The following is a 13875-nucleotide window of genomic DNA, read 5'->3' as shown; positions in this document are numbered from 1 at the left end:
CAAGCGGTTGTTTGAAATTCGCGTGCGATCCCTGTCCCAGCACGGCATGCCGGCGTCGGGATCACCGCACCTCCGCCAGCACCGCACGCACCCGAAGCGCCAGATCTTCCAGCGTGAACGGCTTGCCGATCACGTGGACTGCGGGGTCCAGCACCCCATCGTGTTCCAGCGCATTGCGGCTGTAGCCGGTGGTGAACAGCACTTTCAGGTCGGGCCGCCGTTTGAGGGCTTCGTCGGCCAGTTGCCGGCCGTTGACCTCCGGCATCACCACATCGGTGAACAGCAGCGCGATGTCCGGATGCTGCTCGAGCAGCGCCAGCGCGCCGGCCGCACCGTCGGCGGCAAGGACCGGGTAGCCCAGTTCGCTCAGCGCCTCGATGGAAAACTGTCGCACGCCCGGTTCGTCTTCCACGACCAGGACCAGCTCGCGGCCACCGCTCAGCGGGCGACTGTCCGCGGGTGCTGTCGAAGGACCCGCGTCGATCTCCCCCTCCCGGCGCGGGAGATACAGCGCCACCGTCGTTCCCTTGCCGAGCGAGGAATGGATCTTCACGTGCCCGGCCGATTGGCGGACGAAGCCGTACACCTGTGACAGGCCCAGCCCGGTGCCCTGGCCGACCTTCTTGGTGGTGAAGAACGGATCGAAGGCCTTGGCGATCACCTCCGGTGGCATGCCGCCCCCGTTGTCGGCCACCGTGATCAGCACGTACTCACCGGTGGGCACGTCGGCACGCATGGCGTCTGCGGCAGAGGCGATCCGGCAGTTGGCCGTTTCCACCACCAGCCGCCCGCCGCCCGGCAGCGCGTCGCGCGCGTTGACGGCCAGGTTGAGGATCACGTTCTCCAGCTGATTGGCATCGGCGAAGGTGCACCACACCTGCGCGGCCAACACGGTCTCCAGGCGGATGCTGCTGCCCAGCGAATGCACCAGCAGGTCGGACATGCCCGCCACCAGGTGGTTCACGTCCAAGGGCACCGGCTGCAGGGGCTGTTGCCGGGAAAACGCCAGCAGGCGCTGGGTCAGCTGCGCGGCCCGGGTCGCGCCGTCGATGGCCATGTCGATATAGCGCTTGGCGCGCGGATCGCTGTCGCCCATGCGCATCGCAAGCAGGTCCAGCGGGCCGATCACGGTGGCGAGCATGTTGTTGAAGTCGTGCGCGATGCCGCCGGTCAACTGGCCCACCGCCTCCATCTTCTGGCTTTGGCGCAGGGCATCTTCCACGCGCGTGCGCTCGGCGACCTCTTCGAGCACGCGGCTCTCGAGGTGTTCGTTCAATTCCTGCAGGCGTGCGTCGGCGAGCTTGCGCGCCGTGATCTCGATCGCCACGCCGACCACCCGCACGCAGCGGTCGCCTTCGAAATGGCCACGCCCCTTTGCCGCCACCCAGCGCACGACACCGTCTTCCTTGCCGACGGTGCGGTACTCCACGTCGTAGAGCGCGCGCCGGGCCGGGTCGGCCGCGGCGGCGAAGGCCGCGAACGTTGCCTCGCTGTCATCGGGATGGATGCCGTCGTAGAAGTCGCGCAACGTCACTGCCACCCCGGGCGAGATGCCGAACATCGCCTTGGTCCGTGCCGGCCAGATCAGTTCATCGCGGACCAGATCGACATCCCAGAAGCCCATGTCACCGGCCTCAGTGGCAAAGCGCAGGCGTTCCTCGCTCTTGGCCAGCGCGGCTTCGGCTGTATTGCGGACGGTCAGGTCGAGCATCGCGCCGATCATCCGCAGCGGCTCACCCACGCCGCCACGCAATACGGTGCCGCGGTCGAGCACCGGCGCAAAGCTGCCATCGGCGCGCCGGAACCGGTATTCGCTGTTCCAGCTCGTCCCGCCGCCTTCGATCACCGCATGGATGTCGGCATCGACGCGCGCACGGTCATCGGGATGGATGTGGTCCAGCCACCACTGCGCCGTGGTCTCGGCCAGGGGATGGCCGAACAGGGTGGTGAGCGCCTCGTTCCAGATCACATGGCCATCGGAGATCCGCCAGTCCCAGATCGCATCGTTGGTGGCCTGGGCGGCCAGCCGATAGCGCTCCTCCACTTCCAGGTGGCGCGCCTCGGCGGCCTTGCGGTCGGTGATGTCCAGCGAGGTGCCGACCAGGCCGACCACGGTGCCGTCGGCGTCACGCAACGGTGACTTGGTCGACAGCCAGTAGGCGCGCCGGCCATCGGGGAAGCTCACTTCCTCTTCGAGCTGCTCGGTCTGCCCGCTGGCCATGACCCGCTCGTCGGTGGCCATGACCGTGGCGGCCTGGGCTGGGTCGTTCAGCAGTTCGGCATCGGTGCGGCCCACGTACACCTCCGGCGGCAGGCCGATGAGGTCGGTGGTGCCGCGGTTGCCGATCAGGATCCGGCCCTGGCGGTCCTTGGCATACACCACGCCGGGGGCTGCCTCGACGAAGGAGCGCAGCAGGGTCTGTGCCTGGTCCCGCTCGGCTTCGATTCGGCGGCGTTCGTCGATATCGATGAGCACGCCGGGGAAGCCGATGGCCTCTCCCTGCGCATCGAGATCCACCCGGCCGATCGCTTCGATCCAGCGGTACGCGCCGTCCGGGCCGCGGGTACGGTACTGGTGCGCATAGCGACCGCCCCGGCGGACCGCCTCGGCGATCGCATCGGCCAGGCCGGCGCGGTCGTCGGGATGAACGGCGGCGACCACCTGTTCCAGCCGCAGTTCCGTGCGCGCCAGGGCAGGGTCCAGGCCATGGGCCAGGGCGAGGGCATCATCCACCGTGAGGTTGTCCCGGGCCACGTCCCAGAACCAGGTGCCGATGATCGCGCCGGCGGCCAGCGCCATCTTGACGCGCTCGGAATCCCGCTCGCGGTGGGAGCCGGGGGAAGGTGAAGAACTCAAGCGGTACCTGCGATCGGCGGGGGGCGGCTCCGGAACCCGGTGGCCCGTACTGCAGGCGACACGGGGCGGCAACGATAGGGTATCGCTGCCGGGCGCCGCTTTGGAACACCCCCCGTTCGCCCCCGCTGCCCGGGCTGGATCCCGTCGGTCGCCCGTGGCTCCGGCTCGATCAGGGGATCAGGCGCGCCGCCCGCAGGCGGGCGAACAGGTCGAAGAACGCATCGTCGCTGGGCTGGTAGTCCAGGAAGCCCATCCGGCGGCTTTTGGACATGTCCGTGATCACCTCCAGCGGGCGCCCGAGATCGGCATCGGTGTGCCAGGGCGAGATCAGCCGATGGATATCCGGCTCTGCCAGACCGTGCGTGGCGGCCAGTGCGGACCAGGGCGCGGCATCGTCGGCCATCTGCGCCGCCAGCGGCCGCACGTGGCCACTGAAGGGTACGGCCTCGATATCGAACCACGCCGCGATCCGGCCCCACATCCAGCGCCACCGGAACACGTCGCCGTTGACCACGTTGAAGGCCTGGTTGGCGGCGGCCGGTGTCTGCGTGGCCCACAGCAGATGACGCGCCAGCAGCCCGGCATCGGTCATGTCGGTCAGCCCCTCCCATTGGGCGAGCGAACCGGGGAACTGGAACGGGCGCCCGGTGTGCCTGCACAGGCTCGCGTGCACGGCCAGGGTCGTGCCCATGTTCATGGCATTGCCCACCGCCGCGCCGATCACCGTGTGCGGACGGTGCACGCTCCAGTGGAAGCCATCGCGGGCGGCGGCGGCAAACACCTCGTCTTCCTGTGCGTAGTAGAAGTTGTCCACGGGCAGGCGCGGTTGTTCTTCACGGAAGGGCGTCTGCGGCAGGTTGCCCTGCGCATAGGCCTCGAACGGGCCGAGGTAGTGTTTCAGGCCCGTCACCAGCGCTACGTGCTGCACCGTGCCTGCGGGCTGAAGCGCGCCAAGCAGGTGACGCACCATCGCGCCGTTCACCCGGATGTTCTCGGCCTCGTTGGCCTGCCGGGACCAGGTGGTGATGAACACGTGCGTGGGTGCCAGTCCGGACAGCGCGGCGCGCGTGGCCTGCGCATCGTGCAGGTCGGCGCAGACGCCGTGGGCGCCGGCGGGCAGCGAATCGGGCCGACGGGCCAGGCCGTGAACTTCCCAGCCCTCCTGCAGCAGCCGTTGTATCAGTGCACTGCCCACGATGCCCGTTGCACCGACCACCAACGCTTTCTGCCTCACGATGTCGCCTCTTTCATTGCTTTACAGGCGCACACCTTAGGATATCCAGATACGCCTCGAAAGAAGGCACCAAACGGTAACCACACATGAAAACGGGTACTCCCGAAGAGCACTGGCGAGAGGATTGCGCCCCCCGGCGGGTGCTGGAGCTGTTCAGCACCAAGTGGACCTCGATGGTGCTGCACACCCTGGCCGTGCGGCATGACGGTACCGCCCGCAGCAACGCGCTGCACCGCAGCCTGCCGGCCGTCTCCAAGAAGATGCTGATCCAGACGCTGCGTGACATGGAGCATGCGGGGATCGTGCTGCGCAACGAGTACCCCACCGTGCCGCCCTCGGTGGAGTACACATTGACCCCGCTGGGGCGGCAACTGGTCGAACCGATCGAACTGATCTACGACTGGGCGCGCCGCAATGCTGGCGCCCTGGACGCGTTGCAGCCGCGCGCGACCTCACGTCGGCGCTGAGCGGGACGTGCCTGCCGGATCGGGTAGGGTACGGCTCCCCTCCAGCGGATCGATGCCGTGGCGGCCTGACAGGATCAGCGGTCAGTGCGGTGTGGTACCGGCAATCCCTCAGGCGCACGGTGACAGTGCGGACCGACCCTGCCAGGCCTCACTTTTGTCCTGTCGTCTCCAGCGCCGCCTTTTCAGCCACGGTCAACGCGCGATGGCCGTAGCTCAGCACCCGGGTCATCTGCCATTGCCCGTCCTTGTGCTGCCAGACCATCACGAACTTCGCGCTGCCTTCGCACTTGCCGGTGGCCACCTCGCAGAAGCGGTGCTCGCCTTCCTCGATCGCGCCGAAGTTCTTGATCGGGTAGACCTTGAGCGTCCCGGGAACCCGTTCGCGGCGGACCTTGTGGCAAATGTACTTGCGCGTGTTGGAGACCACCGTGTCGCGATCGAACGTGGCCCCGCCGCTGTCGTGATAGAACTCGACGGTAGGCGAAAAGTAGCGGGTAAAGGTCTCCAGGTCGCAGCGGTTGTAAGCGTCGAAGACCTGGTCATCCAATCCGGTGATGGTGCGCGTGAGGGCAGCGGCATCTTCGGCCTCCTCGCCAGCGGATGCCGCCAGGGGCGCGAGCATGCCGGCGGCTAGGAGCACGGCGGCGACAACAGCGGGGAAGCGTTTCATCGGCAGTGCCTGCTTCAATCGGACCAGAGCGGGCGTCACTTTTCGCACGGGCCGGAACGCCCTTCAAGTGTCATTCGGACGGATGACCTCCGGCGCACGGAATGACGGGCGAGGGCAGTGGCCCCCTACAGCGTGCTGGAGTCCACCCGCTGGCGACCGGCCTGGGTGAGGTCGATGTCACCATCTTCGGCCTGCGCGGCGTAGCCGGCCTTGACGGCCCAGTTGGCCGCCTCATCGCTGACCGGACGCGTAGCGTTGATATCGCGAAGGATCTGCCGCTGTTCTTCAGTGAGGGGCGCCCGGGTGCTTTCGCTTCCGCTCATGGCGCGCGGACCTCGACGCTGATCGCGCCCTGGGCCAGCCGTGCGCGCTTGGCCCGCCGATGGTTCACCCACCACACCAGCCCCGGCAGGCCGTACAGCAGTGCACCGGCGAGCAGAAAGATCTTGAAGGCGGCATTCATGGCGGTCTCTCTCCGTGCGGTATGGCGTTGGTGCGTCGTGATCGGCCCGAGGTGTGGTGGCGCGCACCGGCGCCTGCAGCGGCCCCGGCCGCGACCCCAGCGCTAGTTCAGCGCAATCGCCGTGAAGGCGCTGTCCCTGCGAGGGATACCCCGAGCCGCAGGGCGCTCGTCGCCGGACCGTCATCACTTCGTCGTCTGGCTCGCTTACAACGGGAGCCGCTGGCGACGCCATGGCCGCTGGTTGAGATGGGCCCTAAAGTTCATCCAAAACCCGCCGATATCGATGCGTCCTTCCGCCTGGAGTACGTGATGTCGGCCGTCCCCCGCCGCCTGTCGTTGTTCGTCGCCCGCCTGGGCGACCGGTTCCGCTTCCGTCTGGCCCCGCCGTCCCGGCTGGCCGGGCTCGGTCGTCTCAGCGTGGCACAAAAACTCAGGGCCAGCCTGCTGATCTGCGGCCTGGGCCTGTTCGCGGTGGCCGTCGTGTACGGCTGGACGCGCCATGATAACGAGCGCGCCGCCGAGGCGTTCGCGGCGCATCAGCAGGAGGCGGCACGGGCCGCCACGCTGGCGACCGAGATCGCCGATGCACGGCGGCTGCAGACGCGGTATGCCAGCACCTTCGAAGATGCTGACCGGGAGGCCCTGCAGGCCGCGCAGCAGCGCCTGCAGACAACGTTGGCGCACCTGCAGCGCGATCCGCACGATGCCGGCAGTGCCGGGGCACTGCGCGAGCTGGCGGTGCGTGCGGGTGACTTCGCCGAGGGCATCACCGCATTGAATGCCCGGGTGGATGAGATGGGGCGCGGTGATGCCGGCCTGCGTGCGCAGCTGGAGGCCGCGGCCGCCACGCTGGAAGCCAGCGTCGAGAGCAGCGCGAGCCCGGTGCTGATGGCCCTGCTGCAGAAGATGCGGCGCGAGGAAAGCCTGCTGCTGCTCACCGGTGATTCGGCGCACACCGATCGTGCCAGCGAACAGAAGCTGCCGTTTGATCTGGCGCTGGCGCAGGCGCGGCTGGGCGCAGACACGCAGGACGCGCTGCGCACGCAGATGGACGACTACCAGGGCGCGCTGTTGGCCTATACCGCTGCCCGCATCGGGCTGGATGTGGAAGCGCAGTCACTGGCTGAGACCGCCGCCCAGATCGGCCCCGGTCTGCAGGCGCTGCAACAGGCACAGACGCGGGCATTGGCGGCGGCACGTGAGCGACAGGCCGCGCGGGCCAGCACCATGGGGGTCGTGTTCGCGCTGACCCTGCTGCTGGTGGCGGTGGTGCTGATCGCCACGCTGCTGCTGGTGCTGCGCGCGGTCCGCCAGCCGATCACCGATACGCTGCGCTTTGCCGAGGACATCGCCGAGGATCGACTCGACACCGTCCTGCCCCTGCATAATCCGCACGATGAAATCGGCCAGCTGGCCGCGCGCCTGCGCCACATGCAGCACCGCCTGCGTGAGCGGATCGACGCCGAGCGCGCGGCCGCGCGCGACAACACCCGTGCCCGCCAGGCGCTGGACTGCGCACAGACCGGGGTGATGGTGCTCGACGGTGAGGGGCAGATCGGTTTCCTCAACCAGGCGCTGCTGGCCGAACTGCAGCTCACGCACGCGGACTGGAGCGGCCAACCGGCTGCCGCCCTGCATCCGGCCTTCGCCACCCTGGTGCCGACGCTGCAGGCCGGCCAGCGCGCCAGCCGCGAGATCGAGCACGCGGGCATCCGCTACCAGCTGGTGATCACCCCGATCGTGGACCACGGCCAGCTGCTGGGCGCAGCGGTGGAGTGGCGCAGCCGCGCGCTGGAAACCACGGTGGAAAACGAAGTCGCCGCACTGGTGGACGCCGCCGCACGGGGGGAACTGCACGGGCGCATCTCGGTGGACGACAAGCAGGGCTTCGTCAAAACCCTGGCCCTGAGCATCAACCACCTGCTCGATACCTTCCAGAGCAATCTGTCCGGGCTGCAGGGGCTGCTCTCGGCGCTGTCGCAGGGCGATCTGCGCGTCCGCATGCACGGTGACTTCCACGGCGTGTTCGCCCGCCTGCGCGACGATGCCAATGCCACGGTGATGCAGCTGACCGACATCGTCGCGCGCATCCAGCAGGCGTCGCTGGCGATCAACCATGCCGCCGGGGAGATCGTCGCCGGCAACCACGACCTCTCCGATCGCACCGAGCGCCAGGCGGCGCACCTGGAAGAGACGGCCTCGTCGATGGAGGCGCTCTCGGCCACCGTCCGGCAGAACGCGGATTCAGCGCAGCAGGCCAACCAACTGGCGATCCGCGCGGCCGAAGTTGCGGCCCGCGGTGGCGAATCGGTGGCGCAGGTGGTCACCACCATGGCCGATATCGCCCTGTCCTCGCGGCGGATCGGGGAGATCACCGGGGTGATCGACGGGATCGCGTTCCAGACCAACATCCTGGCCCTGAACGCCGCCGTGGAAGCGGCGCGGGCCGGCGAGCAGGGGCGCAGCTTCGCGGTGGTGGCTAGCGAAGTACGCCTGTTGGCACAGCGCAGTGCCGACGCTGCGCGCCAGATCAAGCAGCTGATCGACGCCTCGGTAGAGAAGGTCGATGCCGGCACGCGCCAGGTCGATGACGCGGGTGCGACCATGGGTGAGATCGTCGGCAGCGTGCAGCGGGTGACATCGATCATGGCCAGCATTTCAGCCGCGTCGCAGCAGCAGACGGCGGGCATCGAGCAGGTGAGCCAGACGTTGCTGCAGATGGATGGCAGCACGCAGCAGAATGCGGCGCTGGTGGAAGAGGCTTCGGCCTCGGCGCGCGCCCTGGACCGCCAGGCCTCGCTGCTGGGCGAAGCGGTGGATGCCTTCGTCGTGACGCCACCGCCGCCGGCGCGTGTGCGGGCGACGGCCTGAGGCTGCGTCAAGGCCGCGCTCACCGTTCTTCACCGGCGGTGAGCCGGCGCTGTGGTTCGCTATTGTCCACGTATGAAGAAATCCACGCGCCGGCCGTCGCCTCCCACTGCCCCGGATGCCTTCGTGCGCGTCCGGGGTGCACGCGAACACAACCTGAAGAATGTGGATGTCGAGATCCCGCGCGATGCGCTGGTGGTGTTCTCCGGCATCTCCGGCTCGGGCAAGTCGTCGCTGGCGTTCGGCACGCTCTACGCCGAGGCACAGCGCCGCTACCTGGAATCACTGTCGCCGTATGCGCGCCGGCTGATCGACCAGGTCGGCGTGCCGGATGTGGATGCGATCGAAGGGCTGCCACCGGCCGTGGCCCTGCAGCAGCAGCGCGGCACCGCCAGCGTGCGCTCCAGCGTCGGCAGCGTGACCACGTTGTCGAGTCTGCTGCGGATGCTGTACTCGCGCGCCGGTACCTATCCGGCCAGGCAACCCATGCTGTACGCCGAAGACTTCTCGCCGAACACGCCGCAGGGCGCCTGCCCGAACTGCCACGGCCTGGGCTACGTGTATGAGGTGACCGAGCAATCGATGGTGCCCGATCCGTCGCTGAGCATCCGCGAGCGCGCCATCGCCGCGTGGCCGCCGGCGTGGCACGGGCAGAACCAGCGCGACATCCTGGTCACGCTGGGCTACGACGTGGATGTTCCCTGGCGCGATCTGCCCAAGAAGCAGCGGGATTGGATCCTGTTCACCGAGGAACAACCGGTGGTGCCGGTCTACGCCGGCTTCACCCCGGCCGAAACCCGCGCCGCGCTGCGGCGCAAGGAAGAACCCAGCTACATGGGCACCTTCAGCGGTGCGCGCCGCTATGTGCTGCACACCTTTGCGACCACGCAGAGCGCGATGATGAAAAAGCGCGTGGCCCGCTACATGATCGGCGCCCAGTGCCCGGTCTGTGATGGCCGCCGGTTGAAGCGCGAGGCGCTGTCGGTGACATTCGCCGGCATGGACATCGGCACGCTGTCGCAGCTGCCGCTCAGTGCGATGGCGCAGGCGCTGCGTCCTGCGGCCGAAGGTCACTTCGATGCACCGGCCGCCACGGCCACACGCAGCCGCAGCGCAGGCCGGCAGGCCACCGCCAAGCGCGTCGCCGCCGGTGGCAATGCGCATGCCGGCGGCAGTGATGTACGCCGCACGCCGGATCTGTCCGAAGAGAAACGCATCGCGGCACAGCGCATCGCGCACGATCTGGTCGAGCGGATCGGCACGCTGCAGTCGCTGGGCCTGGGTTATCTGTCGATGGACCGCGCGACCCCGACGCTGTCGCCGGGCGAGCTGCAGCGCCTGCGCCTGGCGACGCAGATCCGATCCAGCCTGTTCGGCGTGGTGTACGTGCTGGATGAACCTACCGCCGGCCTGCATCCGGCTGATGGCGAGGCCCTGTACGACGCGCTGGCCCAGCTCAAGGCCGGCGGCAACACCTTGTTCGTGGTCGAGCATGATCTGGAGATGCTGCGCCGCGCGGACTGGCTGGTGGATGTCGGCCCCGGCGCAGGGCAGCATGGCGGCCAGGTGCTCTACAGCGGGCCGCCGGACGGCCTGCGCACGGTCAAAGCCTCGGTCACTGCGCCGTATCTGTTCCAGGACACCACCGGCACGCGCCGCACGCCGCGCGCGCCGTCCGGCTGGCTGGGCCTGCAGGGCGTCCACCGCAACAATCTGCATGGCGTGGAGGCGCGCTTTCCGCTTGGTGCGTTCACCGCAGTCACCGGCGTCTCCGGCTCGGGCAAGTCCAGTCTGGTCAGCCAGGCACTGGTGGAGCTGGTGGGCGAACACCTGGGCCAGGAGCCGCTGACCGAGGAAACCGACAGCGAGTTGCCGCAGCCCAGCCGCATGGAACGCACGCGTGGCCGCTTGAACGGGGCCAAGGCGATCAAGCGGCTGGTCAATGTGGATCAGAAGCCGATCGGGCGCACGCCGCGCTCCAACCTGGCCACCTATACCGGCCTGTTCGATCATGTGCGCCGGCTGTTCGCCGGCACGCGCTCGGCCAAGGCGCGCCGCTACAGCGTCGGCCGCTTCTCCTTCAACGTCGCCGCCGGGCGCTGCGAGACCTGCGAAGGTGAGGGTTTCGTCCACGTCGAACTGCTGTTCATGCCCAGCGTCTACGCACCGTGCCCAACCTGTCACGGCCAGCGCTACAACGCCAAGACGCTGGAGGTGCAGTGGAACGGCCGCAACATCGCGCAGGTGCTGGCGATGACGGTGGAGGAGGCGTTGGCGTTTTTCGCCGACGAGCCACCGGTGCAGCGGCCGCTGCAGCTGCTGCGGGATATCGGGCTGGGCTATCTGCGCCTGGGCCAGCCCGCCACCGAGCTGTCCGGCGGCGAGGCGCAGCGGATCAAGCTGGCCACCGAGCTGCAGCGCAGCCAGCACGGCAGCAGCCTGTACGTGCTGGACGAGCCGACCACCGGCCTGCATCCGGCCGACGTGGACAAGCTGATGGCGCAGCTGCACGGTCTGGTGGATGCCGGCAACACGGTGGTGGTCGTCGAGCACGACCTGCGCGTGGTGGCCGATGCGGACTGGGTGATCGATGTGGGGCCGGGGGCTGGCGAAGAGGGCGGGCGGATCGTGGCCGAGGGCACGCCGGCACAGGTCAGCCGGGCCACGCAGGGGGCGACGGCGCGCTATCTGCGCCGCTGGTTCCCCTGAGCGGCCGGGCGTTGCTCAGTACACATCGCGACGGTAGCGTCCGTCGTTGAGCAGGGCATCGACCGGATCGTTGCCCAGTACCTCGCGCAGCACCGCATCGACGCCTTCGGCCATGCCGTGCAGCGAGCCGCACACATAGATGCTGCCACCCAGATCCACCCATGCGCGCAGTGCCTCCGGTGCGGCGCGCAGACGATCCTGCACATAGCCGCCACCCTCGGCATCGCGCGAGAACGCCAGGTCCACGCGGCTCAGGTGGCCCTTCGCCTGCCAGGCCTCGATCTCCTCGCGATAGAGGAAATCGTGCGCGCGGGTGCGCTCGCCGAACGCCAGCCAGTGCCCGCGGTCGCCCTGTGCGTCCGCTTCGCGCAGCAGGCTGCGCAGGCCGGCGATACCGGTGCCGTTGCCGATCAGCAGCATCGGGGCATGCTCGGGATGGCGATGGAAGCCGGTGTTGCGACGTACCCGGGCCGCGATGCTCTCCGCCTCGGTGGCATGCACGCACAGCCAGCCAGAGCCCAGCCCATGGCGGCCGTCGGGCAGCGCGGTCAGGCGGATCACCAGCTGCACGGCCCCATCGGCCGGTACCGAGGCGATCGAGTACTCGCGATGGGGCAGCGCCGGCAGCCGCGCCAGCCAGCGCGCGGCATCGGCTGCGGCGGCGGGATCACGTGGCTCCACAGCCTCCGGCAGCACGCGCGCGGCAGCCGCTTCGAGCAGCGTCGTGATCCGTCCATCGACCGTCACCGGTGCCTGCGGATCCAGGCCGTTGCGGGCCAGTGCCGCCAGCACGTGGGCACGCGCGTGGCGGGGCGCCATCTCCAGGATGTCACCGGCCTGCCAGTGCGCGTGGGCCGGCGGGTGCAGTTCCACCTGCCAGATCGCCCCGGCGGCGCTGCCCGGATTGAGCACGGTGCGCGCACCGAGTGCCCACGGCTGCAGCGCGACCGGCGCCGGCAGCGGGGTGTGGTCCTCAACGCCGGTCAGCAGGGCCAGCTGCTGCTGCCACTGCGCCAGTGGCACCGCATCGGTGCGATCCACCTCGATGCTGGCGAACAGCCGCTGCGCGCCCTGCGCCGCCAGCCAGCCGTCCACCTGGCGCGAGAAACCACAGAAGCGGGCGTACTCGCGATCGCCGAGCCCGAGCACGGCATACCTCATTCCCTGCAGCGCAGCGGCGTGCGCCAGTACGCGTCGCTCGAAGGCACGCGCGGCGTCCGGTGCTTCGCCATCGCCGAAGGTGCTGATGACGAACAACGCGGTCTCCGTGTCTGCCAGCACTGTGGCATCCACCTGCGCCAGCGGGCGGACGTGCACCGGCAGGCCGGCCGCCTGCAGCTGTGCAGCCGTGCGCCAGGCCAGCTGTTCGGCAAAGCCACTCTGGCTGGCGAATGCCACCAGCCACGGCTGCCCGGTGCCGATGGCCGTCGCCAGCGGCAGGCGCGAGGCGCGCACGTCGCGCTTCTTGCGGCGGCGGTCCAGGTACAGCATCCAGCCGGTGATGAAGAACACCAGCATGCCCAGGCTGGAGAGCATCACGATGATCCGCCCCGGCAGCCCGAAGAAGCTGCCCGAGTGCAGCGCGAACACACTGACGATGATCTTGCCGCCAACGTTCCTGCTGCGGTAAGGCTCGTAGGAGAGCAGGGCACCCGTGGACGGATCGAGCTGGAGGATGTCCTGCGCGCGGTCGTGCGCGGTGTTGCTTCCCTGCACGCGGCTGGTGAGCGCACGGCCTGGCCTGGCCGGGAAACGAAGGTCGATGTACCCGCGCCGCACGCCTTCCAAGGCGTACAGCGTGGTCTGCACCTTGTGCAGGTCCAGTGGGCCGCCACGGGTGCGCGGCGCGGTCTGCTCGGCCGCGGGGCCGCCCAGCAATGCGGTTGCGCCCTTGCGGTACCAGTCGAACGACCACCACAGCCCGGTCAGCGCGATCATCAGGTAGACCAGCAGCACCCAGGTGCCGACCACCGAGTGCAGGCTCCACAGGAAACTGCGCCCGCTGCGCGCCCACTCCACCGCCAGCCAGGTGCGCCAGTGCCACCAGCGCCGCGGCCAGCGCAGGTACAGGCCGGACAGGCAGAAGAACACCAGCGCGATCGCGCAGCTGCCGGTGATCAGGCTGCCGCGCTCACCGCTGACCAGGTGGCGATGCAGATCCTCGACGAAGGCGAAGAAGTCCAGCCCCTTCAGCTCGGTGAGCACGGTGCCGGTGTACGGATCGAAATAGCGCCAATTCGCCTGGCCGCCTTCGAAACGCGCCACCGACAGGCGCTGCCCGGTGGCGTCCACGCGCAGCCGCTGCAGCGGCTGTGGCATGCCCTGCTGCAGCCGTGGCAGCAGCTCTGTCAGGGCCAGTGGCTGCTCGCCCGCCGCGTGCCGCTGCACCACCTGCGCCAGGGCCGGGTTGGCCGCGCGCATGATCTCGTCTTCAAAGGCCAGCGTGGCCCCGCTCAGGCCCATCACCGCCAACACGGTGCCGGCGGTAATGCCCAGCAGCCAGTGCAGCTGGAAAATGATGGTCTTCAACATTGGGGCGGTCCGGCGGCAAGGCGAAGCGCGCCCGGCGGTGGATGAGAATGGATCTCGTCATTGTTGGGCGCAGGC

9 protein-coding genes are annotated in these 13875 nt (G+C 69.0%); 3 read left to right on the top strand and 6 right to left on the bottom strand.

Features of this window, described 5'->3' with window-relative positions; genetic code table 11:
• Positions 1-61: 61 nt before the first annotated feature.
• Both C0R07_RS07690 and C0R07_RS07685 read right to left on the bottom strand, forming a co-directional pair.
• Entirely contained in the window at positions 62-2857 is a 2796-nt protein-coding gene (locus C0R07_RS07690; RefSeq protein ID WP_254427807.1) for a PAS domain-containing hybrid sensor histidine kinase/response regulator, read from the bottom strand.
• 169 nt (positions 2858-3026) lie between these two features.
• Positions 3027-4094, bottom strand: coding sequence for an SDR family oxidoreductase (locus C0R07_RS07685; protein ID WP_217350019.1), 1068 nt, complete (start codon positions 4092-4094; stop codon positions 3027-3029).
• 83 nt (positions 4095-4177) lie between these two features.
• On the opposite strand from C0R07_RS07685, the gene C0R07_RS07680 reads away from it, so the two are divergent.
• On the top strand, positions 4178-4558 hold the full coding sequence (locus C0R07_RS07680; protein ID WP_102788601.1) for a winged helix-turn-helix transcriptional regulator: 381 nt from the start codon (positions 4178-4180) through the stop codon (positions 4556-4558).
• Positions 4559-4706: 148 nt separating this feature from the next.
• Here the strand turns inward: C0R07_RS07680 and C0R07_RS07675 are convergent, their stop codons facing one another.
• From C0R07_RS07675 to C0R07_RS19890, 3 genes are all read right to left on the bottom strand, one after another.
• The gene (locus tag C0R07_RS07675) at positions 4707-5228 is read right to left on the bottom strand and encodes a nuclear transport factor 2 family protein (RefSeq protein WP_102788600.1); all 522 of its coding nucleotides are present in this window, start codon (positions 5226-5228) and stop codon (positions 4707-4709) included.
• Between the two features lie 125 nt (positions 5229-5353).
• On the bottom strand, positions 5354-5551 hold the full coding sequence (locus tag C0R07_RS07670; RefSeq protein ID WP_070426068.1) for a hypothetical protein: 198 nt from the start codon (positions 5549-5551) through the stop codon (positions 5354-5356).
• Complete coding sequence (locus tag C0R07_RS19890; RefSeq protein ID WP_019183543.1) at positions 5548-5691, bottom strand: hypothetical protein; 144 nt, start codon at positions 5689-5691, stop codon at positions 5548-5550. Before C0R07_RS19890 ends, C0R07_RS07670 begins: the two co-directional genes overlap by 4 nt.
• A 309-nt stretch (positions 5692-6000) precedes the next feature.
• Here C0R07_RS19890 and C0R07_RS07665 point away from each other — a divergent pair, with 309 nt between their 5' ends.
• Both C0R07_RS07665 and C0R07_RS07660 read left to right on the top strand, forming a co-directional pair.
• Positions 6001-8562, top strand: coding sequence for a methyl-accepting chemotaxis protein (locus C0R07_RS07665; protein ID WP_102788599.1), 2562 nt, complete (start codon positions 6001-6003; stop codon positions 8560-8562).
• Positions 8563-8634: 72 nt separating this feature from the next.
• Positions 8635-11268: an excinuclease ABC subunit UvrA gene (locus C0R07_RS07660; RefSeq protein ID WP_102788598.1), complete on the top strand. Its 2634-nt coding sequence runs from the start codon at positions 8635-8637 to the stop codon at positions 11266-11268.
• 15 nt (positions 11269-11283) lie between these two features.
• Here C0R07_RS07660 and C0R07_RS07655 read toward each other — a convergent pair whose 3' ends face one another.
• Entirely contained in the window at positions 11284-13800 is a 2517-nt protein-coding gene (locus C0R07_RS07655) for a PepSY-associated TM helix domain-containing protein (protein ID WP_102788597.1), read from the bottom strand.
• Between the last annotated feature and the right edge of the window lie 75 nt (positions 13801-13875).

It is taken from the genome of Stenotrophomonas bentonitica (assembly GCF_002887735.1).
Classification (GTDB): Bacteria; Pseudomonadota; Gammaproteobacteria; order Xanthomonadales; family Xanthomonadaceae; genus Stenotrophomonas; species Stenotrophomonas bentonitica_A.
This window is presented reverse-complemented; position numbering and strand designations above follow the sequence as displayed.

Excerpts from the sequence above, each read along its gene's own strand:
- C0R07_RS07680 (WP_102788601.1), top strand. The coding sequence starts at position 4,178 with ATGAAAACGGGTACTCCCGAAGAGCACTGGCGAGAGGATTGCGCCCCC.
- C0R07_RS07675 (WP_102788600.1), bottom strand. The coding sequence starts at position 5,228 with ATGAAACGCTTCCCCGCTGTTGTCGCCGCCGTGCTCCTAGCCGCCGGC.
- C0R07_RS07670 (WP_070426068.1), bottom strand. The coding sequence starts at position 5,551 with ATGAGCGGAAGCGAAAGCACCCGGGCGCCCCTCACTGAAGAACAGCGG.
- C0R07_RS19890 (WP_019183543.1), bottom strand. The coding sequence starts at position 5,691 with ATGAATGCCGCCTTCAAGATCTTTCTGCTCGCCGGTGCACTGCTGTAC.
- C0R07_RS07665 (WP_102788599.1), top strand. The coding sequence starts at position 6,001 with ATGTCGGCCGTCCCCCGCCGCCTGTCGTTGTTCGTCGCCCGCCTGGGC.
- C0R07_RS07660 (WP_102788598.1), top strand. The coding sequence starts at position 8,635 with ATGAAGAAATCCACGCGCCGGCCGTCGCCTCCCACTGCCCCGGATGCC.
- C0R07_RS07655 (WP_102788597.1), bottom strand. The coding sequence starts at position 13,800 with ATGTTGAAGACCATCATTTTCCAGCTGCACTGGCTGCTGGGCATTACC.